21 protein-coding genes and 2 pseudogenes are annotated in these 22910 nt (G+C 69.7%); 18 read left to right on the forward strand and 5 right to left on the reverse strand.

The annotated features are described in order from the left end of the window. Positions 1 to 124 precede the first annotated feature (124 nt). Both WT26_RS39030 and WT26_RS11785 read left to right on the forward strand, forming a co-directional pair. Positions 125 to 346, forward strand: coding sequence for a hypothetical protein (locus WT26_RS39030; RefSeq protein WP_420480937.1), 222 nt, complete (start codon positions 125 to 127; stop codon positions 344 to 346). Positions 347 to 488: 142 nt separating this feature from the next. Continuing rightward, positions 489 to 926, forward strand: a pseudogene (locus WT26_RS11785) (MarR family winged helix-turn-helix transcriptional regulator); the annotation flags it as partial. 102 nt (positions 927 to 1028) lie between these two features. On the opposite strand, the gene WT26_RS11790 reads toward WT26_RS11785, so the two are convergent. From WT26_RS11790 to WT26_RS11800, 3 genes and pseudogenes are all read right to left on the reverse strand, one after another. Beyond that, complete coding sequence (locus WT26_RS11790) at positions 1029 to 1733, reverse strand: glutathione S-transferase N-terminal domain-containing protein (RefSeq protein ID WP_069272941.1); 705 nt, start codon at positions 1731 to 1733, stop codon at positions 1029 to 1031. 256 nt (positions 1734 to 1989) lie between these two features. Continuing rightward, a complete protein-coding gene (locus WT26_RS11795) occupies positions 1990 to 3114 on the reverse strand; it encodes a porin (protein WP_069272942.1) in 1125 nt (374 codons plus the stop codon). 152 nt (positions 3115 to 3266) lie between these two features. After that, positions 3267 to 5980 (reverse strand): annotated as a pseudogene (locus tag WT26_RS11800) (LuxR C-terminal-related transcriptional regulator). A gap of 243 nt (positions 5981 to 6223) precedes the next feature. Between WT26_RS11800 and WT26_RS11805 the strand changes: the two are divergent. The 11 genes from WT26_RS11805 to WT26_RS11855 all read left to right on the forward strand — a co-directional run bounded on the left by WT26_RS11805 (position 6224) and on the right by WT26_RS11855 (position 17142). Further along, positions 6224 to 7123: a universal stress protein gene (locus WT26_RS11805; protein ID WP_069272943.1), complete on the forward strand. Its 900-nt coding sequence runs from the start codon at positions 6224 to 6226 to the stop codon at positions 7121 to 7123. Between the two features lie 18 nt (positions 7124 to 7141). Next, the gene (locus WT26_RS11810) at positions 7142 to 8122 is read left to right on the forward strand and encodes a quinone oxidoreductase family protein (RefSeq protein ID WP_069272944.1); all 981 of its coding nucleotides are present in this window, start codon (positions 7142 to 7144) and stop codon (positions 8120 to 8122) included. A gap of 10 nt (positions 8123 to 8132) precedes the next feature. After that, positions 8133 to 8981, forward strand: coding sequence for a TauD/TfdA dioxygenase family protein (locus WT26_RS11815; RefSeq protein ID WP_069272945.1), 849 nt, complete (start codon positions 8133 to 8135; stop codon positions 8979 to 8981). Positions 8982 to 9031: 50 nt separating this feature from the next. Further along, positions 9032 to 10087 (forward strand): 3-keto-5-aminohexanoate cleavage protein, encoded by a 1056-nt coding sequence (locus tag WT26_RS11820; RefSeq protein ID WP_059526066.1) that lies wholly within the window; start codon positions 9032 to 9034, stop codon positions 10085 to 10087. Positions 10088 to 10233: 146 nt separating this feature from the next. After that, positions 10234 to 11586, forward strand: coding sequence for an MFS transporter (locus WT26_RS11825; RefSeq protein ID WP_069273744.1), 1353 nt, complete (start codon positions 10234 to 10236; stop codon positions 11584 to 11586). An 18-nt stretch (positions 11587 to 11604) separates the two neighbouring features. Beyond that, positions 11605 to 12180: an RBBP9/YdeN family alpha/beta hydrolase gene (locus tag WT26_RS11830; RefSeq protein WP_069272946.1), complete on the forward strand. Its 576-nt coding sequence runs from the start codon at positions 11605 to 11607 to the stop codon at positions 12178 to 12180. A 267-nt stretch (positions 12181 to 12447) separates the two neighbouring features. Beyond that, complete coding sequence (locus WT26_RS11835; protein ID WP_069272947.1) at positions 12448 to 13614, forward strand: extracellular solute-binding protein; 1167 nt, start codon at positions 12448 to 12450, stop codon at positions 13612 to 13614. Positions 13615 to 13663: 49 nt separating this feature from the next. Next, complete coding sequence (locus tag WT26_RS11840; protein ID WP_069272948.1) at positions 13664 to 14743, forward strand: ABC transporter ATP-binding protein; 1080 nt, start codon at positions 13664 to 13666, stop codon at positions 14741 to 14743. Next, the gene (locus WT26_RS11845) at positions 14740 to 15612 is read left to right on the forward strand and encodes an ABC transporter permease (protein ID WP_069272949.1); all 873 of its coding nucleotides are present in this window, start codon (positions 14740 to 14742) and stop codon (positions 15610 to 15612) included. Before WT26_RS11840 ends, WT26_RS11845 begins: the two co-directional genes overlap by 4 nt. Beyond that, entirely contained in the window at positions 15612 to 16553 is a 942-nt protein-coding gene (locus tag WT26_RS11850; RefSeq protein ID WP_069272950.1) for an ABC transporter permease, read from the forward strand. Before WT26_RS11845 ends, WT26_RS11850 begins: the two co-directional genes overlap by 1 nt. 151 nt (positions 16554 to 16704) lie before the next feature. Further along, positions 16705 to 17142 carry a hypothetical protein gene (locus WT26_RS11855; RefSeq protein WP_069272951.1) on the forward strand — a complete coding sequence of 146 codons (438 nt, stop codon included), beginning with the start codon at positions 16705 to 16707 and terminating at the stop codon, positions 17140 to 17142. Positions 17143 to 17163: 21 nt separating this feature from the next. On the opposite strand, the gene WT26_RS11860 is transcribed toward WT26_RS11855, so the two are convergent. Then, positions 17164 to 17460 carry a DUF4148 domain-containing protein gene (locus WT26_RS11860; protein ID WP_059480685.1) on the reverse strand — a complete coding sequence of 99 codons (297 nt, stop codon included), beginning with the start codon at positions 17458 to 17460 and terminating at the stop codon, positions 17164 to 17166. Positions 17461 to 17669: 209 nt separating this feature from the next. On the opposite strand from WT26_RS11860, the gene WT26_RS11865 reads away from it, so the two are divergent. Next, positions 17670 to 17882 carry a hypothetical protein gene (locus WT26_RS11865; RefSeq protein WP_069272952.1) on the forward strand — a complete coding sequence of 71 codons (213 nt, stop codon included), beginning with the start codon at positions 17670 to 17672 and terminating at the stop codon, positions 17880 to 17882. A gap of 132 nt (positions 17883 to 18014) precedes the next feature. Here WT26_RS11865 and WT26_RS11870 read toward each other — a convergent pair whose 3' ends face one another. Beyond that, positions 18015 to 18989 carry a D-2-hydroxyacid dehydrogenase gene (locus tag WT26_RS11870; RefSeq protein WP_081333729.1) on the reverse strand — a complete coding sequence of 325 codons (975 nt, stop codon included), beginning with the start codon at positions 18987 to 18989 and terminating at the stop codon, positions 18015 to 18017. Between the two features lie 279 nt (positions 18990 to 19268). On the opposite strand from WT26_RS11870, the gene WT26_RS11875 reads away from it, so the two are divergent. From WT26_RS11875 to WT26_RS11890, 4 genes are all read left to right on the forward strand, one after another. After that, positions 19269 to 20459 (forward strand): CaiB/BaiF CoA transferase family protein, encoded by a 1191-nt coding sequence (locus WT26_RS11875; protein WP_069273745.1) that lies wholly within the window; start codon positions 19269 to 19271, stop codon positions 20457 to 20459. 19 nt (positions 20460 to 20478) lie between these two features. Beyond that, the gene (locus WT26_RS11880; RefSeq protein WP_069272954.1) at positions 20479 to 21450 is read left to right on the forward strand and encodes a hydroxymethylglutaryl-CoA lyase; all 972 of its coding nucleotides are present in this window, start codon (positions 20479 to 20481) and stop codon (positions 21448 to 21450) included. Positions 21451 to 21481: 31 nt separating this feature from the next. Beyond that, positions 21482 to 21865, forward strand: coding sequence for a VOC family protein (locus tag WT26_RS11885; protein ID WP_059526039.1), 384 nt, complete (start codon positions 21482 to 21484; stop codon positions 21863 to 21865). 141 nt (positions 21866 to 22006) lie between these two features. Then, on the forward strand, positions 22007 to 22903 hold the full coding sequence (locus WT26_RS11890; RefSeq protein ID WP_069272955.1) for a LysR family transcriptional regulator: 897 nt from the start codon (positions 22007 to 22009) through the stop codon (positions 22901 to 22903). Positions 22904 to 22910: the final 7 nt, after the last annotated feature.

A 22910-nucleotide genomic window follows, 5' to 3' on the forward strand; every position in this document is an offset into this window, starting at 1 on the left:
GGCCCTCGGTGACGCGCGCGGCGTCGAGGCGGACGCCGCGCGATTTTCATGTAAAGTATCTCGACATCAAGATAAACGCCGATTTATCTCGACGTCAAGATAACTGGCAGACCGAGGAGGGTTAATGGACGGGGTGGATCGAGCCGCGCATGCGCTCGCGCAATGGCGTAACGAGCGTCCGGATCTCGACGCGTCGTCGATGCTAGGGTCTGTTTACATACGGAACGCACATGCGAATGCCCGAAATCGCCCGCAGGGCAAGGAGGAAGGAGCGCCGTTTGGCCGAGCCAAACAAGCGACGCGCGACGCCGCCATGCGGGCGATTTCGGGCATTCCCCTGGAATGAATTTTTTAATTTGGGGTTGCCACGAGAACGGCCGCTCGCCGCGTTGTGCTCCTTGGCGATACGTCCAGTATTCGCGGCGTCGCACGCCTCGCGAGCGGCCGTTCTCGTGGCAACGCATGTGCGTTCCGTATGTAAACAGACCCTAGTGATGGGCAGGCTGCAGGAAGCGGCGCTCGTGATCGCGCGCGACCGTCTCAATCCGCTGTTCGCGCGCTACGGGATGCAGCCGGGCGAATTCGACGTGCTCGCGACGCTGCGGCGCGGCGGTGCGCCGTTCGCGCTGACGCCGACGGCGCTGTACGACGCGCTGATGATGTCGTCGGGCGGGATGACCGCGCGCATCGACCGGCTGCAGAAAGCCGGCTGGGTCGAGCGCCGGCCGAACCCGGCCGACGGGCGCGGCACGCTCGTCGCGCTGACGGAGACCGGCCGCGCGCTGATCGACGAAGCGGTCGTCGCGCACATCGACAACCAGCGCGCGATACTGGACGCGCTGTCGGCTTCGGAGCAGGCGCAGCTCGCGCGGCTGCTCGGCAAGCTGCTGGCGGGGTTGGGTGAGGCTGGCGGCGGGGGCGGTTAGTCTCGTCGCACGGCTGGGCGCCGCGCGGCCGCATCGGCCCGCCGCGCGAGGCGGCGGACTGTCGGGTTGCCGGCGCGACGGATGTGCGGCCGGCTGCGCGGATCAGGTGCGTGCCGGGATGTTGAGCCCGCGCGCGACGGCCGGGCGGGCGACGAACGCGTCGAGCGCGCGCGCGACGTTGCGGAATTCGCTGAAGCCGACCAGATCGCCCGCTTCGTAGAAACCCACCAGATTTCGCACCCACGGGAAGATCGCGATGTCGGCGATCGTGTAGGTATCGCCCATCACCCACTGGCGGTTCGCGAGATGCGCGTCGAGCACGCCGAGCAGGCGCTTCGACTCGTCGACGTATCGGTCGCGCGGGCGCTTGTCCTCGTAGTCGCGGCCGGCGAACTTGTGGAAGAAGCCGACCTGGCCGAACATCGGCCCGATGCCGCCCATCTGGAACATCACCCACTGGATCGTCTCGTAGCGGCCGGCGAGATCCTTCGGGATCAACTGGCCGGTCTTGTCCGCGAGATAGATCAGGATCGCGCCCGATTCGAACAGCGGCAGCGGCTTGCCGTCGGGGCCGTCCGGATCGATGATCGCCGGGATCTTGTTGTTCGGGTTCAGCGACAGGAACGCGGGCGAGAACTGGTCGTTCGTGTCGAAGCGCACGAGGTGCGGCTCGTACGGCAGGCCGGTTTCCTCGAGCATGATCGACACCTTGACGCCGTTCGGCGTCGGCAGCGAGTAGAGCTGGAGACGGTCGGGATGCTGGGCCGGCCATTTTTGCGTGATCGGGAAGGCGGACAGATCGGGCATGAAGGTTCGCTCGTCGGGGTGGGTCATCTGCGGCTCGCTGCGCCGCCGCGCGTGACCGGCCGTTCACGGCTCGGGAACGGCGGGGTCACGCGAGAGCGGGCGTGGCCGGCCGCGCCAAAGCGCCCACTGTAGCCGATCTGACAAATCGGTGCTGTGGGTGCCCCGGCAGGCTTGCGGAAAGCTTGCCGCAGGGGCTTCCAGCCAGGCGCCCCCGGCTACGCGCCCCGAGCTAGGCGCCCCCGGCTCCGCGCCCCCCTCAAAAGCTATGCCGCAGCCCGACCATCGCGGCCGTCGTGCCGACGCCCGGCGCGACCGGCTGCCCGTACACGAGCATCTGGTCCATCGTGCCGCGGTTGTTCACGTGGCCGACCTGCGCATAGACCGTCGTGCGCTTCGACAGGCTGTAGTCGGCCGCGAGCACGACCGACGTCGACTTGTTCGCCGAGACGTTGCGATCCTTCAGGTAATACACGGCCGACGTGACCTGCAGCGCGGGCGTGAAGCGATAGCCGATGCCGGCCGACAGCATGTCGAAATTCGCCCGGTTCGAATGCGCGGGGTTCTTGCCGTTCCCATACGACGCCGACACCGAGAAATCGCGGATCGTGTATTTCGCGCCGACATAGACGAAGCGGTTGTTGTCGACGCCGGTCGGCGCAACGCCCGGCGCCGGGTTCGTGTCGTGCCCGTTGTAGTACACGGCCGACGCGTTCAGCCCGTCGTTCGCATACTTGAGCACGACCGATTCGCGCGTGCCGCCCTGGAACTGCCCGGCCACGCCGCCCGGCGCGTATTCGAGCGCGATCGACGCGCCCGCGAACACCGGCGACTGGTAGACGAGCGCATTGCTGTCGTACAGCGCGCCGATCGCGCCGTTGGTGCTCGTCCCGGGCCAGCCGGCCGCCGTGTTCAGGCCGAGCCACGCAGTCAGCACGCTGCCGAAGAACTGCGCGCTGCGCACGTCGGTGTCGGCCATCGCATAGATCATCGGCACGATCTGGCGGCCGGCCGTGAAGGTGCCGAACGGGCCCGACACGCCGAGCGACGCGACCTGGTTGAAGATCGCGACGGCGCCCGGCGTATCGCTCAGCTGCAGCTTGCCGGTGCCGCTGTCGAACGAACCCTGCAGCTTGAAGTTGACCTTGTAGCCGCCGCCGATGTCCTCGCTGCCCTTGATGCCCCAGAAGCTCGAGTAGATGCCGCCGTCCTTCATGCGGAACACCTTGCCCGTGTTCGGCGCGGTGGGGCTGAACGACGCCGCCGACGTGCTCTGGTACAGCAGGCCCGTGTCGATCACGCCGTAGAGCGTGACGGAGGATTGCGCGTGCGCGAGCGCCGAACAGCCGGCAAGCGCCGCGAGCGCGGCCAGTTTCGTCTTCATCCGAGTCTCCGGGATCGTGTTGTTCCCGGGCGGGATCGAGCCTGCCCGGGTGATGCGGAAAGACTACGCAACGGCGGGCGGCCGCTCCCCCCCATGCGCGGGGGGCAGGGTTGCGGAGAATCGACGGGACGAAGGCGTGCTGCTGCGGCGCGCTACGGCGCGTTTTCAAGCAGGCCGAGCACCAGCGCGCGGCGCACCGCATGCTTGCGCGAACTGGCGTCGAGCTTGCCGAACAGGTTCTTCAGGTGCCACTTCACGGTTTCCTCGCCGACGGCGAGCGCCACCGCGATCTCCTTGTTCGACAGGTTGCGCGCGAGCAGCTCGAGAATCGCGCGCTCCTTCGGCGTCAAGACGACGCTCGGCACCGCGCGCGGGCTGGCCGCGCCGCGCGGGGCGGGCGGCACGATGCGCGGCGGCGGCAGCGCGTGGCGGGCCTGGCCCGTCTGGCTCGCGCCCGCGGCCGCTTCGTCGCCGGCGCGGCGCGCCCAGTCGGCGACGGCCGGATGCGCGTCGGCGAGCGTGCGCGTGAGCCCGTACAGCTCCGCGAGGTTCATCGCCTCGTCGAGCAGCGCGCGGCCGCCGCCCCCGGATTGTTCGAGCGCGAACGCACTGAGCGCCATGATCTCGATGCGCGCCTGCCCCAGGCTCATTTCGCGGGCCAGCACCGCCGCTTCGTCGAGCGCCGCGCGCGCGTCGTCCCAGCGGCGCGCGGCCAGCGCCGCGCCCGCATGCGCGCTCGCCTGCAGCAGCACGACCGGGCGCCGCCACAACGGCCCGTGCGACGGAAACTCGGCGGCCGCGATCGCATCGATGCGCTCGACGAGCGCATGGCAGGTCGCCTCGCGATAACGCGCCGCGTGAATGCGCACCTGTTCGGCGAGGCTCGCGACCGACAGGCGCGGCAGGCGGCGCGCGACACCCATCGCGTCGAGCGCTTCGAGCAGGTCGACCGCGCGGTGCTCGACGCCGCGCAGCAGCGCGATGCGCGCGGCGGTGCGATAGCCGAGCAGCACGGTATCGGGCGTGCCCGCATGTTCGAGCACGTCGAGCCGGTTCGCGAGCAACGCGGCGGCCTGGTCGACGCGGTCGGCCTCGTACGCGAGCGCCGCGCACATCGCCGCGAGCATGCAGGTCAGCGGATGGCGGCGCCCGAGATCGGCTTCCGCGCGTGCCAGCGCCGGCGACAGCGTGTCGTCGGCCAGCCGGACCTGGCCTTCGCGCAGGTAGCTCAGGCCCGTGATCAGCTCGCCCCAGCGCGCGACGTAGCCGAACCCGGCCGCCGTCTCGCCGCGCGGCGCGGCGTGCTGGAAGCGGCGCGCCTGCGCCGGTTCGCCGACGATGATCGCGCGCGCCGACAGCCGGTTCGCGTGCATTTGCGCGAGCCACGTCGCCGGCGACGGCGTGAAGTCGGCCCACGGTTCGAACAGCTCGACGAAACGGTCGATTTCGTCGGCGTAATACGCGGCCGCGCTGAGGATCAGCGCGCACTCGTAGCGCATCGCCGCGGGCGTGCCGGGGTCGGCGAGGATGCCCGCGATCTGGCGCTGCGCCTCGACGTGGCGCTCGCCGAGCGCCAGCGCCCACGCGACCGCGACGCGCAGCGTCGGGCGCTTGTCGAGCTCCGCGTCGGGCAGCAGCGCGAGCCAGTCGAGCACGTCGTTGATGCGGCCCTGCTTGATCGCATCCTCGAGGCAGCGCTGCGCGAGCGCGTACGCCACCTCGAACTGGCCGGCCGCATACGCGTGGCGCGCGGCTTCCTCGGTCATCCCGTGCGCGTCGAGCCAGGCCGCCGCACGCGCATGCAGCGCGCTGCGCTCGGCGTCGGGGCCCGCGGCCAGGCGGTCGCGCAGCGTGTCGCGCACGAGCGGATGCAGCCGGCACCAGTCCGAATCGTCCGATGCGATGAACAGCGGTGTGTCGCGGGCGAGCCGTGCGAGACGGCCCGGCGCGTCCGCGTCGTCGAGCAGTGCGGCGCACAGCGACGGATGCAGGCGATCGGCGACGCTCGTGCGGGGGTCAGGAACGCGGTGTCGTCGGACGACAGGTTCGCGAGCAGCAACTCGACGAGGCGGTCGCGCGTGCCGTCCATACGGGCGGCGAGCGCGTCGACCGCCTGGCGCGGATCGGCCGAGCGCGCCATCGCGGCCATCGCAAGCTGCAGGCCGAGCGGCCAGCCGTCGACGCGCTCGAACAGCCGCGCGCACGCATCGGCGTCGACCCGCTGCGCAAAGCGCGCGCCGACCAGCGCGATCGTCTCGTCCAGGGTGAAGCGCAGCCGGTCGGGGCCCGCGAGCGTGCATTGCCCGCCGGCGAGCAGGTCGCCGGCCGTGTGGTCGAGCCCGCGCCGCGCGGCGACGACCACATGGAGGTTTTGCGGCGCGTTGTGCAGCACGTAGGCCAGCGCCTCGAGGCCGGCCGGCGGCAAGCGCTCCGCATCGTCGACGATCAGGAGTGCATCGATCGACAGTTGCGCGACCTCGGCCAGCCACGCGGTCACGCCCTCCAGCGCACGCGCCGCATCGGCCGCACCGAGCGCGATCAGGCGCCCGAAACCGGGCCGTGCGCAACCGGTGCGCACCGCCTGCACGAGCCCCTGCAGCAACCGGGGCGCATCGTCGCGCTCGTCGGCCGACAGCCATACGACCGCGCGGCCGAGCGCAAGGGTCTCGCGGCGCCATTGCGCGAGCAGCGACGTCTTGCCGTAACCGGCCGGCGCCTGCACGAGCGTGACCGGCCGGCCGTCGAAAGCGGGCGCGGCAAGGCTCAGCCGCGCGCGGGCCAGCAACTGCGCCGGCACGCGCGGCGCGGTCGTCTTCAGGACCAGTTCGGTGGGAGGCGCGTCGGCGCGATCGGGTGGGTGGGCCATCGGGGCAGCAGTCGGAAACCGGCGGTGCCGTGCGGGCCAGCGTCCGGTATGGAACGTGGGGGAAGGATCGGCCGAACCGCGTTCGCGCGTCAATCCCCCCCGCGACGAGTGGGGCCGCACCGGCGCCGCGTCGATAGCATGGGTTCCGATGAATCACGAATGCGACGAGGAGAGCGCCCATGACGACTGCATCGACCGGCACGCCCGCCAGCGCGTCGCTCGCCGGATAAACGGAGCGGCACGATGTACCGCCATCTGCTCGTGACGGTCGACGGCGCGCCCGGCGGCATCGATGCGATCGGCCATGCGCTGGAGCTTGCGCGGGCCGTGAGCGCGCGGGTCACGTTCGTGCTGTCCGGCACGTCGCCGCACGCGTATTTACCCGGAGCGCGGCTGACGGAGCACGGTGCGAAAGTGGAAGCCGCCGCGCGGGCGCAGGGGGTGTCGTATGCAATCGCGCCCGCCGGCGGCGCGCCGCTGCCGGACCTGGCCCGCGTGCTCGGCTGCGACCTGATCGGCGTCGCGGCGCTGCCGCACGGCGCGCCCGCCGGCGCAGGCGCGCAGCGGCGGCGCCTGTTCGCGGCAAGCGGCGTGCCGGTGCTCGTGTGCGCGGCCACGCACCCGCCGGCCGAGGCGCGCGTGATGGCGCGTTGCCTCGACGCGCATCGCGCGGTGGCCGCGCTGCTGCATGCGTTGCTGCGGCATGCGGCGCACGCGGGCGAACCGGGGCCGGATGCCGTTGCGTGCCGCCGCGTGCTCGCGGATCTCGCCGGCCTGCAGGCGCAGCGTTTCGGCGCGGGCGCGCAAGCGCGGCTGTTCGCGACGCTGCGCGCACGCACGGAGTGCGTCGCGGCCGAACTGGACGAACTCGACCGCCAGCGGCAGCGCGACGCGCAAGCGCTCGACGCGCTCGCGCGGATCGCCGCGGACGGGCTGCCGTCGGCCGCGTTCGACGCGGCGCTCGCCCGTTATGCGCACGGCGCGTTCGAGCAGATGGGGCGGATGGAAGGCGTGATTTTCCCGGCCGCGCGGCGCTACCTGGGCGACGCGGACTGGACGGAACTGGATGAATGCCCAGCGGCGCACGCAGCCGCGACGCCGGGTGCGGACGAACCCGACGATGCGCGGCGCGCATCCGACTGACACCATACGGAGAACACGATGGCACATGCAGTGCGATTCCACGAAACCGGCGGCCCCGACGTGCTGCGCTGGGAAGCAGTCGAAGTCGGCGACCCGGGTCCCGGCGAAGTGCGCGTGAAGCACGCGGCGGTCGGGCTGAATTTCGCCGACACGTATTTCCGCAGCGGCCTGTATCCGGTGCCGCTGCCGGCCGGTATCGGCGTCGAGGCGGCCGGCGTGGTCGACGCCGTCGGCCCCGGCGTGACGAACGTCGCCGTCGGCGACCGCGTGACCTACACGGGCTTCCTGAACACGCTCGGCGCGTACAGCACCGAGCGGCTGATCCCGGCCGCGCCGCTCATCAAGCTGCCCGACGCGATCGCCTGCGACACCGCGGCCGCGATGACGATGCGCGGCCTGACGTCGGCCTACCTGCTGCGCCGTATCCACGCGTTCAACGCGGGCGACAGCATTCTGCTTCATGCGGCGGCCGGCGGCGTCGGGCTGATCGTGTCGCAATGGGCGAAGCTGCTCGGGCTCACGGTGATCGGCACGGTGTCGAGCGAAGCGAAGGCGGAAGTCGCGCGGGCGCACGGCTGCGATCACGTGATCCTGTACCGGCACGAAGACATCGCCGGCCGCGTGCGCGAGCTGACGGACAGCGCGGGCGTCGACGTCGTGTTCGACAGCGTCGGCAAGGACACCTTCGAAGGCTCGCTCGACTCGCTGAAGCGGCGCGGGCTGATGGTGTGCGTCGGCACCGCGTCGGGCCCGATCCCGCCGTTCGACCCGCAGCGCCTCGCGATGAAGGGCTCGCTGTACCTGACGCGCCCGGCGCTGGCCGACTACATCGCCGATCCGGCCGAGAAGGCGGCGCTCGCGGGCGAGCTGTTCGACCACGTCGCGGCCGGCCGCATCAGGATCGGGATCAACCAGCGCTACGCGCTCGAGGACGCGGTGCGCGCGCATCGCGACCTGGAAGCGGGCAAGACGACCGGTTCGTCGGTATTCATCGTCTGAGGAGACGCGCATGCGAGTCGAACCCCTGACCTGCGCGCTCGGCGCGGAACTGCTGGACGTGAGCCTCGCCGACGCCGTGCACGACGACGGCCTGTTCGCCGAGATACGCGCGCAACTGCTGCGGCATCGCGTGCTGTTCCTGCGCGACCAGGACATCACGCGCGCCGAGCATGTCGCGTTCGCGCGGCGCTTCGGCGAGCTCGAGGATCATCCGGTTGCCGGCAGCGATCCCGAGCACCCGGGGCTCGTGCGGATCTACAAGTCGCCCGACCAGCCGAACGACCGCTACGAGAATGCGTGGCACAGCGATGCGAGCTGGCGCGTGGCGCCGCCGTTCGGCTGCGTGCTGCGCTGCATCGACGGTCCGCCGGTTGGCGGCGACACGATGTGGGCGAACATGGTGCTCGCCTACGAGCGCCTGCCGGACCACGTGAAGCAGCAGATCGGCGACTTGCGCGCGCGCCACAGCATCGAGGCGAGCTTCGGTGCGGCGATGCCGATCGACAAGCGCCTCGCGCTGAAGGCGCAATACCCGGACGCCGAGCATCCGGTCGTGCGCACGCACCCCGAAACCGGCGAGAAGCTGCTGTACGTGAACGCGTTCACCACGCATTTCACGAACTTCCACACGCCCGCGCGCGTGCGGGTCGGGCAGGACGCGAATCCCGGCGCCGGCCAGCTGCTCCAATACCTGATCAGCCAGGCCCATATCCCCGAATACCAGGTGCGCTGGCGCTGGCGGAAAAACAGCGTCGCGATCTGGGACAACCGCAGCACGCAGCACTACGCGGTGATGGACTACCCGCCGTGCGTGCGCCGGATGGAGCGCGCGGGCATCGTCGGCGACGTGCCGTTCTGAGCCCGCATCGACACGAAACACGAGCACAACGATTCAATCTGGAGGACGACATGCAATTTCTCGACGATTCGCTGCACCCGGAAAACCAGGACAAGGTAGTCATCACGGTCGCGCCGTACGGCCCCGAATGGATGCCCGCCGATTTTCCGGAAGACATTCCGGTGACGATGGACGAGCACGTGCAGAAGGCCGTCGACTGCTACAACGCGGGCGCGACGGTGCTGCACCTGCATGTGCGCGAACTCGACGGCAAGGGCAGCAAGCGGCTGTCGAAGTTCAACGAGCTGCTCGGCCGGCTGCGCGAGGCGGTGCCCGACATGATCCTGCAGGTGGGCGGCTCGATCTCGTTCGCGCCGGAAGGCGACGGCGCGGAAGCGAAATGGCTGTCCGACGACACGCGCCACATGCTCGCCGAGCTGACGCCGAAGCCCGACCAGGTGACGGTCGCGATCAACACCGTGCAGATGAACATCACCGAGCTGATGAACCGCAAGGACATCGCCGGTACGTCGCTGAGCGAAGCCGCGTTGTGGGACGCGTACCGCGAGATGACCGTTCCGGCCGGCCCCGGCTGGGTCGACGAGCACCTGCGCCGCCTGCAGGCGGCCGGCATCCAGCCGCATTTCCAGCTCACCGGCATGCATGCGCTGGAAACGCTCGAACGGATCATCCGCCGCGGCGTCTATCGCGGCCCGCTGAACGTCACGTGGGTCGGCATCGGCGGCGGCTTCGACGGCCCGAACCCGTACAACTTCATGGAATTCGTGCGGCGCTGCCCGGACGGCGCGTGTATCACGCTCGAATCCCTGATGAAGAACGTGCTGCCGATCAACACGGTCGCGATGGCGCTGGGCCTGCATCCGCGCTGCGGGATCGAGGACACGATCATCGACCAGAAGGGCAACCGGATGACCTCGGTGCAGCAGGTCGAGCAGTGCGCACGGATCGCGCGCGAACTCGGCCGCGACATCGCGACCGGCAAGGAGGCGAAGGCGATCTACCGGATCGGCGTGCAGTACGACGGCATCGACGAGACCCTCGCACAGCTCGGGATGGCGCCGAACCGCCGGCCGGGCCAGCCGAACGTGCCGCTGCGGGCCGCCTGACGCGCCGCGCAGCCGCCCGCCGATCGCAGATTGCTGTGGCGCGGCGCCCACCCTTGCGCGCGGCGCAAGGCGGATTCCGGGAAACGGAGCGGGGCCGCGCAAACCGTGCCGACGCGCGAGCGCGCGCGGCGCCGGAGGAGACACGCATGCTGATCCATCATGTCGAGCCGTCGATCCAGGACCTGAGCGTGGGCCGCCGCCGCACGCCCGCGTTCGCGTGGCTCGTGTTCGGGCTGACCGTCGGCCTGCTGCTGTCGGACTACATGTCGCGACAGGTGCTCAACGCCGTGTTCCCGCTGCTCAAGCACGCGTGGGCGCTGTCGGACACGCAGCTCGGTTCGCTCTCCGGCGTCGTCGCGCTGCTGGTCGGGCTGCTGACGTTTCCGCTGTCGGTGCTCGCCGACCGCTTCGGGCGCGTGCGCAGCATCGTGCTGATGGCCGCGCTGTGGAGCGTCGCGACGCTCGGCTGCGCGCTGTCGACCCATTACACGGAGATGCTCGTCGCGCGCGGCCTCGTCGGGCTCGGCGAAGCCGCGTACGGCAGCGTCGGCGTCGCGCTGATCCTCAGCATCTTCCCGGCACGCCTGCGCGCGACGCTGACCGGCGCGTTCATGGCCGGCGGCGCGTTCGGCTCCGTGTTCGGCATGGCGCTCGGCGGGCTGGTCGGCGCGCATCTCGGCTGGCGCTGGTCGTTCGGCGTGATGGCCGCGCTCGGCATCGTGCTGCTCGTCGCGTATCGCTGCGTCGTGACCGAACGGCGGCTCGCCGCGTATCGGATCGAATGCGGTACCGAATACGGCGCCGAACCGTGCCGGCGCGACACCGACACGCCGCGCGACCTGCGCGGCAGCGCGCGCGTGCTGATGTCGGGGCTGTTCGCGTCGCGTTCGGTGATCTGCGCGTATCTCGGCAGCGGGCTGCACCTGTTCGTGCCGGGCGCGCTGTTCGCGTGGCTGCCGAGCTACCTGAACCGCTACTACGCGATGGCGCCCGACCGCGCAGCGGTGCTCGCGGCAGGCTTCGTGCTGCTCGCGGGCGTCGGGATGGTCGGCTGCGGGATCGTCACCGACCGCGTCGGCAAGAACGACGGCAGGCGCAAGTGGCTGACCGCGATCGCGTATTGCGTACTCACGGGCGTGTGCCTCGCGATTGCATTCCGGTTGCCACCCGGGCCGCTGCAGCTCGCGCTGATCTGCGCGGGGATGCTGGTCGGCGCAGGCGCATCCGGCGCGTCGGGCGCGATGGTCGCGAACCTGACGCCGGCCGCGATCCACGCATCGGCGTTCGCCACGCTCACGCTCGCCAACAACCTGCTCGGCATGGCGCCGGGCCCGCTGCTGACGGGGTGGGCCGCCGATCGCGCCGGGCTCGTCGGCGCGCTGCAATGGATTCCCGTCGTGCCGCTCGCGGCGGCGGCGACGTTCGCGATCGGGCGCGCGAGTTACGCGGCCGATCTCGCGCGCCTCGAACGCGGGCAGCGTGTGCCTGCGCGTTCCTGAACCTTTGTTGGAGACTGCATGACCCTGACGACCGCACCCACCATCCTGATCGTGCCCGGCTTGCGCGATCACGTCGAAGACCACTGGCAGACCCACCTCGAACGGCGCCTGCCGAACGCGCGCTCCGTCGCACCGCTCGAAACCGACAAGCTGAGCCGCGCCGCGCGCGTCGCGGCGCTCGATGCGGCGCTGGCCGGCATCGACGGCCCCGTGATCCTCGTCGCGCACAGCGCGGGCGTGATGATCACGGTGCACTGGGCGCGCCAGGCCACGCGCCGGATCCACGGCGCGCTGCTCGCGACGCCGGCGGATCTCGAAACGCCGATGCCCGCGCCGTATCCGTCGATTGATGCGATTCGGGACAACGGCTGGCTGCCGGTTCCGCGCGAACGGCTGCCGTTTCCGAGCATCGTCGCCGCGAGCCGCAACGATCCGCTCGCGCGTTTCGAGCGTGTCGAGGCGCTGGCGGCCGGGTGGGGCAGCACGCTCGTCGATCTGGGGGAGGTCGGGCACCTGAACCCGGCGTCCGGGTATGGCGAGTGGCCGGGGGCGCTTGCGCTGATCGGCGAGGTTCAGGCGCTTGGGGCGGGGTGAGTGCTGGTTGCGACGCGATGCGCGCCGCCGGCGCGCCGAACCGGTTCCATTTCTCTATTTATTGATGTCTGATGTCATAACACATCGAATCCCCCTGCCAGTCCCCGCGCAAACCGCGCCCTACACATGGATCGATATACGGCGAACGAGTTTTTGTTAGGGAAACTCCTGTCCCTTTCGTCGTGCTTTTTTGTTGACCGACATCGTATAACGCCGTCATGATTTCCTGAAAAGAAAGGTCCCATCCACCGACCGCAGTGAGGAGACATGAACTCATCCAGGATCGCGCGCCGCGTCCGCCGCATCGCGTTGGCGCTGGGTTTCACGCTGTCCGCCACGGCGGCCGTTGCCGCCCCCGTCTCGCTGAACATCGTCGATGTCGCGGGCAACCTGCAGCTCACGCAGAAGGCGATCGAAGCCTTCAGGGACAAGAACCCGAACCTCGTCTCGAACGTCACGTTCACGAACGCGCCCGCACCGCAGCTGCCGGGCAAGATCAAGGCGATGCAGGCGGCGGGGCGCGCCGACATCGACCTCGTGCTGACGGGCACCGACGCGCTGGCCGCCGGCATCGAACAGAACCTGTGGCTGAAGGTGCTGCCCGACAACGCGGGCGTCTTCCCCGGCGTGCTCGACAGGTACGCGCCCGGCCCGCGCAAGATGCAGGACCTCGCGCAGGGCTTCGGCCTCGAAGTCGCCTACATGCCGGCCGGCCCGCTGCTCGAATACAACCCGGCGAAGGTCGGCGACCCGCCGAAGACGCCCGACCAGCTGCTCGCGTGGTGCAAGGCGCACCCGAACAAGCTGATCTACGCGCGCCCGGCGAACTCGGGCCCCGGCCGCACGTTCCTGATGGGGCTGCCGTACGTGCTCGGCGACAAGAACCCGCAGGACCCGATCAACGGCTGGGACAAGACCTGGGCGTTCCTGAAGCAGCTCAACGACTGCGTCCCGTACTATCCGGGCGGCACGTCGGCGGTGATGAAGGAACTCGGCGAAGGCACGCGCGACATGACCGTGACCGTCACCGGCTGGGACCTCAACCCGCGCGCGCTCGGCATCGTGCCGGCCGAGTTCCGGGTCCAGGCATTCGACAACATGACGTGGGTCAACGATGCGCACTACATGGTGATCCCGAAGGGCGTGCCGAAGGACAAGCTCGACGTGCTGTTCAAGCTGATGAACTTCCTGCTCGAACCGGCGCAGCAGGCGATGACCTACGACGACGGTTACTTCTATCCGGGCCCGGCGGTGAAGGGCGTGACGCTCGAGATGGCGCCCGCGCACAGCCAGGAAGTGGTCCGCAAGTTCGGCCGCCCCGAATACGCGAAGCTGCTGGCGGATCGCCCGCACGTGCAGCCGCTCAGCGCGCAGGCGATGGTCGCCGCGTTCCAGAAGTGGGATCGCGAGATCGGTTCGCAGAAGTCGAAATGACGCATGGGCCGGCGGGCGCCGCGGCGCCCGCGTCGATGGAGTTCGCGCAATGAAGCACAGTTTCGAACGGCTGCGGCTCGATGGCGTCAGCCGCAGCTTCACCAATGCGGAAGGTGCGCAGGTCGCCGCGCTGAACGGGCTCGATCTCGAGATCCGGCGCGGCGAGTTCATCGCGCTGCTCGGCCCGTCGGGCTGCGGCAAGTCGACCGCGCTGAACTGCATCACGGGGCTGCAGCCGCTCACGAGCGGCGGCATCTGGCTCGACGACACGCGCATCGACGTGCTGCCGCCCGAGCGCCGCGGCTTCGGGATGGTGTTCCAGAACTACGCGCTGTTTCCGCACCTGTCGGTGCTCGACAACGTCGGTTTCGGCCTGAAGATGCGCGGCGTGCCGAAGCAGGAAACGCGGCGGCGCGCGCAGCAGGCGCTCGAACTCGTGCAGCTCGTCGGGCACGAGGGCAAGCTGCCCGGGCAGTTGTCGGGCGGGCAGCAGCAGCGCGTCGCGATCGCGCGCGCGATCGTCATCGAGCCGCCGCTCGTGCTGATGGACGAGCCGCTGTCGAACCTCGACACGAAGCTGCGCATCGAGATGCGCGCCGAGATCCGCCGCATTCACACGCAGCTCGAACGCGCGACGATCTACGTGACGCACGACCAGGACGAGGCGTTGTCGATGGCCGACCGCATCGTCGTGATGAAAGAGGGCGTCGTACAGCAGGTCGCGACGCCGAAGGACGTCTACACGCGCCCGCACAACCTGCACGTCGCGCGCTTCATGGGCTATCGCAACGTGCTGCCGTTCACGCTCGACGGGATGGCCGGCGGCCACGTGATCGTCAGCGCCGCTGGCGTGCGGCTCACAGGCGTGCCGATGGCCGGCTTCGACGCGAAGGACGTCGCGGTCGCGCTGCGTCCCGACGATTTCGCGCGCGCCGGCGCAGCCGACGACAACGCGTTCGACGCGACCGTCGAAACGGTCGAATACGGCGGCCGCGATTCGCTGATCCGTGCGGCCACGCCGTTCGGCCCGATCTGGGCGCGCGTGGCCGGCGAATTCTCCGAAGGCGAGCGCCTGCGTTTGCGTATCCCCCCGGAGCGCACGCTGATTTACGCGGGAGAAGCAGAATGAGCACGCTCGTCGCGCCCGGCGCGCCGCGCGACGCGAAAGCGTGGCTCGTCACGCCCGCGCTCGCGTTCATCGTCGCGCTGTTCATCTATCCGTTCGCGTACGGCCTCGTGCTGTCGTTCCAGCCGATGAACGGCGGCGGCGCGCTCGCGAACTACGTGCAGTTCTTCACCGACACCGCGATGTGGCCGACCGTGCTCGTCACGCTGAAGCTGGCGGTGCCGGCGACGCTGCTCAACGTCGGCGTCGCGGTGCCCGTCGCGTTCGCGCTGCGCCGCAATTCGCCTTACCAGAAGTTCGTCACGACGCTGCTCGTGATTCCCGTCACGCTCGGCACGGTGCTCGTCGCCGACGGGATGCTCACGTATTTCGGGCCGAACGGCTGGTTCCCGCAGGCGTTGCAGGGGCTGCACCTGTACACCGGCGAAGTGCGCCTCACGCACAACTACTGGGGCGTGCTGCTGTCGCTGATCGTGTCGGGCTTTCCGTTCGCGTTCCTGCTGATGCTCTCGTACATCAGCGGCATCGACCCGACGCTCGCGCGCGCGGCGGCGACGCTCGGCGCGAACCCGTGGCAGCAGTTCCGGCGGATCTACCTGCCGCTGCTCGTGCCGGGGCTCACGATGGCCGCGTGCCTGTCGTTCGTGCAGGCGTTCTCGGTGTTCCCGTCGGCCGTGCTGCTCGGCGCGCCGGCCGGGCCCACGCGCGTGATCTCGATCGCGGCGGCGGAAGCGGCGTTCGAGCGCTACGACTATTCGCTCGCATCGGCGATCGCGATCGTGATGGGTTTCGTGCAGTTGCTGGTGGTCGCGTCGATGCTCGGCGCGCGCCGCTTCTTCTATACCGGCGCGGTGACGGGGGGCAAGGGCTGATGGCGACCGACAATCATGCCGCGCGGACGTGGCCGTCGCAGTCCGGCCCGCACGACGCGCGACGCGACGACGGCGCGCGGCCCGTCAACACGATGAAGCCGCAGAAGGCGCGCCGCGGCGTGGCCGCCCGCGCATGGCAGGCGCTCGTCTGGGGGCTGATGGCGTTCTTCCTGCTGAACGTGATGCTGCTGATCGCGACCGTCGCGGTGAACTCGATCGCGACACGCTGGTTCGGCACGCCGCTGCCGCAGGGCTTCACGCTCCACTGGTACGCGAAGGCGTGGGAGGACTTCCAGCTCGCGAGCGTGCTGTGGGTGACCGTCGAGGTCGTCGGCGCGGTCGTGCTGCTGTCGATCGCGCTCGGCGTGCCGGCCGCCTATGCGCTCGCCCGCGTGCAGTTTCGCGGCAAGCGCTTCGCGCTGCTGGTGTTCCTGCTGCCGCTGATGGTGCCGCCCGTCACGTACGGGATCCCGATGGCCACCGTGATGTACAAGGTCGGGCTCGCGGGCACGCTGCCCGGCGTGATCCTCGCGAACCTCGTGCCGGCGCTGCCGTTCGTGATCCTCGTGATGACGCCGTTCATCGAGCAGATCGATCCGACTCTCGAAGCCGCCGCGCGCATCTTCGGCGCGAACACGTGGCGCTATTTCCGCCATGTGCTGCTGCCGCTGCTCGTGCCCGGCATGCTCGCGGCGGGGCTGCTCGTGCTGGTGCGCACGATCGGGATGTTCGAGCTGACCTTCTTCACCGCGGGGCCGAGCACGCAGACGCTCGTCGTCGCGCTGTATTACGCGGTGTTCTCGACCGGCGTGCGCGCGCCGCAGTCGATCGACGCGATGGCGATGATCTACATGGCCATCACGCTCGTGTGGGTGGTCATCGCGCTGCAGTTCGTGAGCCCGACGCAGCTCGTGAGCCGCGTGAAGCAGGAGCGCCCGTAGCGCCGCGCGGGCGCGCCGTGCAATTGGTTACAAATGGATACCGCGCACGATACGCGGACGTTGCAGACTACGCGGCATACCGGCGCGCGACCGGCGTCCTGCGGGGCGCGGGCTCGGCGCGCTTCCCGTTGCTCACCGGATCACGAATCACATGAAGTTTCACACGCTGCTGACGCTCGGCGTCTCGACGATGCTCGTCGCCGCCTGCAACCTGCTCCACGACGGCCCCGGATCGGGCGACGTCGATGCCGCCGTGCGCCGCGCGCTCGAGGCGGAAAACCACGGCGGCCTGAACGCGCTGTTCGGCCAGCCGCTGCCCGTCTCGGCCGATGTCGTGTCGGCGAAACCCGACGGCGACTGCAAGAAGCTCGGCGATCGCACCTACTCGTGCGACGTCGTCGTCACGTGGCGCAACCCCGACAACGCGCCGACGCGCGCGAACCTGACCTTCGTGAAGGCCGCCGACGGTTCGTGGCAGACGTCCGGCGTCGACGCGGCGATCGTGACGGGCACCGCGAAATCGCTGGTCGACCAGATCGGCAAGGCATGGCCCGGCAACGCGGCGAGCGCGGCGTCGGACGCGCACTGACGCGTCAACGTGTATTGCGGGTCAGTGGTGGCTGATCAGCATATCGGCGCCGTGCGCCGGCGTCACGCGCGTGCCCGACTGGGCAGCCGCGCCGGCTTCGCTGCCGAAGCCCGAGGTTTGCGCGACGCGGGCCTCGGCGGCCTGGATGTCGGCAGGATACTGATTGCGTGACGGCTTGTAGCCGGCTTGTTCGAGTTGCTGCAATTGCGACACGACTTCGGAGCGCGTAACCGGCTCGCCGGCCGGTTGCGATTGCGCGAACGAAGCAACAGGGGCCGCGAACGCGGCGGCAACGAGCAGAGATAGGGCGGATTTCATGATTGGAGCCTCCGAAAGAGATAGCCGGCAGGAGCAAACACACCCGCAACCAGCATTTCCATCCTGACGATCCGCACTTAAGCGAATGTTAACGGCGGCCACATGTGCGGGCGGCCCAAGCAGGGACGGACACCACCGTGCACGCGCGCCTCATCCTAGGGAAAACCCTTACTTGAGATATAATATCGACCTCGAAGAAAGGTCGAATCATGCCTGAACGTTTACAAGCCCTTGAAAGAATTGCCTTTTCGCTGGTCTGCATGTCCGCGGTCGTGTGTTCCGCATTCCTCGCCTACGCGCAGCATCCCGAAATCAAGGATGCGCTCCGCCAGGGCGAAGCGCTGATGCGCGAGAGCGCCAAGTATTCGGTCATCTGCTCGCCGTCCAAGGTCGACCCTTGCGTCGAGATGTCCGCGTATTGAACCGGACGGCGTGATGCCTGCGCACGGGGCCTCGAACCCGTCGCGCGTTAGATCCGCCGTTTCCCCTGCGGCGCCGTTCCGGGCCCCCAATCCTCCTCCAGCCCCCGCTTCCCCGAGCCGCTGCCGCACCGCTCAACCCGCGGTCACGACGTTGCGCGGCGCGCCGTCGGCGAACGCGGCGACATTGTCGACGAGCTGATCGGCGAGGGCCTGCATCGCTTCGTCGCTCGCCCACGCGACGTGCGGCGTCAGGATGAACGCCGGATGCGACAGGATCGCGTGGAACGGATGCACGGCCGGCAGCGGCTCCTGCGTGACCACGTCGAATCCCGCGCCCGCGATCTGCCCCGACTGCAAGGCGTCGACGAGCGCGCTTTCCTCCACGAGCCCGCCGCGCGCGGTATTGATCAGCAGCGGCCGGCGCGCCATCCGCGCGAACGCGGCCGCGTCGATCAGGTGCCGCGTCGCGGGCGTGAGCGGGCAGTGCAGCGTGATCACGTCGCTGTCGCGCAGCAGCGTGTCGAGCGGCGCGCAGCCTGCTTGCGGATCGGCGTGGCCGGCGTGCGCGGCGAACCGCACCCGCATGTCGAGCGCGCGGCCGATGGCGGCCACCGCGCGCCCGAGCACGCCGTCGCCGACGATCCCGAGCGTCGAGCCGGCCAGGTCGCGAATCGGATGATCGAAGAAGCAGAACTGCCCGCTGTCGAGCCAGCGCCCCGCGCGCACCGCGTCGCGGTACGCGACGAGGCTGCGGCGCAGCGCGAAGATCAGCGCGAACGTGTGCTCGGGCACCGTGCGGACCGCGTACCCGCGAATGTTGCTCACGACGATGCCGTGCGCGGCACACGCGTCGAGATCGACGATGTCGGTGCCCGTCGCGGCGATCGCGACGAGCCGCAACCGTTCCGCGCCGGAGAGCGCTGCCGCATCCAGCCGGACCTTGTTGACGATCACGACGTCCGCATCGCGTATGCGATCTGCCACGTCGGCTGGCGCGGTGCGCTCGAACGTACGCAACACGTGCGGAAACGGGAACGGCTTCAGCACGGTGTGCGGCGACAGCGTCGCGCGGTCGAGGAACACGATGTTCACGGGGGCATGGGTCATGGTCGGGCCTGTCGGTGTCGATGACATGCGTCCGCAGGAGAGAGAGGACGCGGGAAGCGCACGATTGTGCGCGCCGCGTTGGCGCGTGATTTGACCGTTGCGCGAGCGCGCTTTCCCGTCGGGAAAGCCGGGGCCGTCCATCCGCCCATCGCGACGCCGCACTGCGCACCGCCAGCCTTTCCATTCCGGCAAGGCTGCTTGACCATCGATCGATTTCCGGGCGGTGCGATCCCGGTCATGATCGTCGTCGTCGACAACACGATTTCATCGGAGACAGCCATGACACGCCCCCTCGACGGCATCCGCGTGCTGGAACTCGGACAACTGATCGCCGGCCCGTTCGCGGGCCGGATGCTCGCCGAATTCGGCGCGGACGTGCTCAAGGTCGAGCCGCCCGCGCTCGGCGATCCGCTGCGCAAATGGCGGCTGCTGCACGACGGCACGTCGGTCTGGTGGGCCGCGCAGTCGCGCAACAAGACCTCGCTGACGCTCGACCTGCGCACGCCCGAAGGGCAGGACGTCGTGCGCCGCCTCGCCGCGGAAACCGACGTGCTGATCGAGAACTTCCGGCCCGGCACGCTCGAAGGCTGGGGGCTCGGCTGGGACGCGCTGTCCGCGATCAACCCGGGGCTCGTGATGCTGCGCGTGTCGGGCTTCGGCCAGACCGGCCCGTACCGCGACCGTCCCGGCTTCGGCGTGATCGCCGAGGCGATGGGCGGCCTGCGGCACCTGACCGGCGAGCCGGGCCGCACGCCGGTACGCGTCGGCATCTCGCTCGGCGATTCGCTGTCGGCGCTGCACGGCGTGATCGGCGTGCTGCTCGCGCTGCGGCATCGCGAGCAGCAGGGCGGCAAGGGGCAGGTCGTCGATGTCGCGCTGTACGAGTCGGTATTCAACATGATGGAAAGCCTGCTGCCCGAATACTCGGCGTTCGGCGCGGTGCGCGAGGCGGCCGGCAGCAGCCTGCCCGGCATCGCGCCGACCAACGCGTACCGCTGCCGCGACGGCAGGTACGCGCTGATCGCCGGGAACGGCGACAGCATCTTCCGGCGCCTGATGGAGCTGATCGGCCGGCCCGATCTCGGCAACGATCCCGCGCTCGCGCACAACGACGGGCGTGTCGCACAGGTCGAGCGCATCGATGCGGCGATCGGTGCATGGACGGCTCTTCAGGACCGCGACGACGTGCTGGCCGCGCTGAACGAAGCGGGCATCCCGTCCGGGCGCATCTACGACGTGGCCGACATCGCCGCCGATCCGCATTACCGCGCGCGCGACATGCTCGTCGAGGCCGCGCTGCCCGACGGCACGCCCGTGCTCGTGCCCGGCATCGTGCCGAAGCTCGGCGCGACGCCCGGGCGCATCGAGCGCCCGGCGCCCGCGCTGGGCGCGGATACCGACGCGGTACTGGCAGCGCTCGGCATCGATGCGGCGACGCGCGGCGACTGGCGCACGCGCGGCGTGATCTGAACCTTCACGGACGGACGACATGACGATGACAGGCAAACGGCGCCCCAGGCTCTACATCCACGAAGTCGCGACGCGCGACGGTTTCCAGAACGAAGCGGCGTTCGTCGACACCGACGACAAGATCGCGCTCGTCGACGCGCTGAGCGCCTGCGGCTACGCGAAGATCGAGGTCACGTCGTTCACGTCGCCGAGGGCGATCCCCGCGTTGCGCGACGCCGAGGCCGTGATGCACGGCATCGCGCGCGCGCCGGGTGTCGTCTACACGGTGCTCGTACCGAACGTGCGCGGCGCCGAGCGCGCGCTGTCGTGCGGCGTCGACGAAGTGAACCTCGTGATGTCGACGAGCGAAAGCCACAACCGCGCGAACCTGCGGATGACGCGCGAGCAATCGTTCGCGCAGCTGCGCGACGTGATCGACGCGGTACGCGGCACGGGTGTCGCCATCAACGTCTCGCTGTCGACCGCGATGGGCTGCCCGATGGAAGGGGATGTCGCGGCCGAGGGCGTGCTCGCGTGGATGCAGCGCTTCGCGGATCTCGGCGTGCACGGCTTCACGCTGTGCGATACGACGGGCATGGCGTTTCCGTCGCAAGTGCGCGCGCTGTGCGAACGCGCGGCCGGCCGCTTCGGCGCGCTGCAGCTCACGCTGCACTTCCACAACACACGCGGGATGGCGCTCGCGAACACGCTCGCGGCACTCGGCGCCGGAATCGACCGCTTCGACGCCTCGCTCGGCGGCCTCGGCGGCTGCCCGTACGCGCCGGGCGCGACCGGCAACGCGTGCACCGAGGAACTCGTGCACATGCTCGAGCTCGACGGCTACGATACGGGCGTCGATCTCGCGGCCGTGCTGGCCGCGTCGGCACGGCTGCCCGCGCTGATCGGCCACGACGTGCCGAGCCAGATCCTCAAGGCCGGGCGCCGCTCGGACCTGCATCCCGCGCCGGCCTCGACGGCGGACGGCATGCCGGCGCAGCGGGCGTGCGCGTGACGCCGTCGATTTTCATCACAAGGAGAACAACATGGCGCTGATCGATCATCTCGACCATCTCGTGCTGACCTGCGTCGATCCCGACCGGACGAAGCGTTTCTACACCGAGGTACTGCAGATGCAGCTCGAAACCTTCGGGGCGGGCCGGATCGCGTTCCGCTTCGGCAACCAGAAGATCAACCTGCACGTGCGCGGCGCGGAGTTCGAACCGAAAGCGCACGTGCCGGTGCCCGGCGCGCTCGACCTGTGCTTCATCGCGTCGGTGCCGCTCGACGACGTGATCGCGCACCTGAAGCGCGTCGAATGGCCGATCGTCGAAGGGCCCGTCGAACGCACGGGCGCGACGCAGAAGATCCGGTCGGTCTACGTGCGCGATCCCGACCTGAACCTGATCGAGATCTCCGAGCTGATCTGACGCGCGCCGTCGTCGCGCGTTTGTCTCGCCCGGTCCCGCCGCGACCGGGCTTCCCGCACTTTCGCCGCGCGGCCGGTTGACGCACAATCGGTCACGCCGCGCATCGCGCCGCCCCCATTCCCGGCAAACACGCAACACGACATGGTGAACCCGCTTCATTTCGATCTGCAGTCGCTGCGCGTGTTCGCGCTCGTCGCCGAGCACGGCAGCCTGACGAAAGCGGCCGAGCACGGCCAGCTCACGCTGTCCGCGGTCAGCAAGCGCATCGCCGAGCTCGAAAGCGTGACGGGCAGCGCGCTGTTCGTCCGGCATGCGCGCGGTGTCGAGCTGACGCCCGCGGGCCGCGCGCTGCTCGACCATGCGGCGAAGGTGATCGAGCAGGTCAACCGGATGGCGCACGAGATGAGCGACTACGTCGCCGGCGTGCGCGGCCACATCCATGTGTGGACCAACACGTCCGCGATCGTCCAGTTCCTGCCGGTCGACCTTGCCGGTTTTCTCACGGCGCACCCCGGCATCAAGGTCAGCCTCGAGGAGCGTTTGAGCCACGAGATCGTCGATGCGCTCGCGTCCGGCAAGGCCGATCTCGGCGTGTTCGCCGACAACGTGCCGGCCCCCGGTATCGAACGGCGGCTGTACCGCCGCGACGAACTCGTGCTGCTCGTGCCGCGCACGCACCGGTTCGCCGCGCGCGACCGCATCCGCTTCGCGGACACGCTCGACGAGGACTACGTCGGGCTCAGCGACGGCAGTTCGCTGCTCGCGCGCATGACCGATGCCGCGTTCGCGGTCGAGCGTTCGCTGAAGCTGCGGATCCAGGTATCGAATTTCGACGGCGTGAGCCGGATGATCGAGGCGGGGCTCGGAATCGGCATCCTGCCGCGCGATGCGGTGACGACCGAGCGCGCGGGGTCGAGGCTGTGCGTGGTGAAGCTCGACGATGCGTGGGCGACGCGCACGCTCTGGGTCGGCGTGAAGGCCGGAACCGTGCTGACGACCGATATCGCGAAGCTGTTCGATTTCATGTCGGCGCGCTGACAGGGCG

The organism is Burkholderia cepacia, assembly GCF_001718835.1.
GTDB lineage: Bacteria > Pseudomonadota > Gammaproteobacteria > Burkholderiales > Burkholderiaceae > Burkholderia > Burkholderia cepacia_F.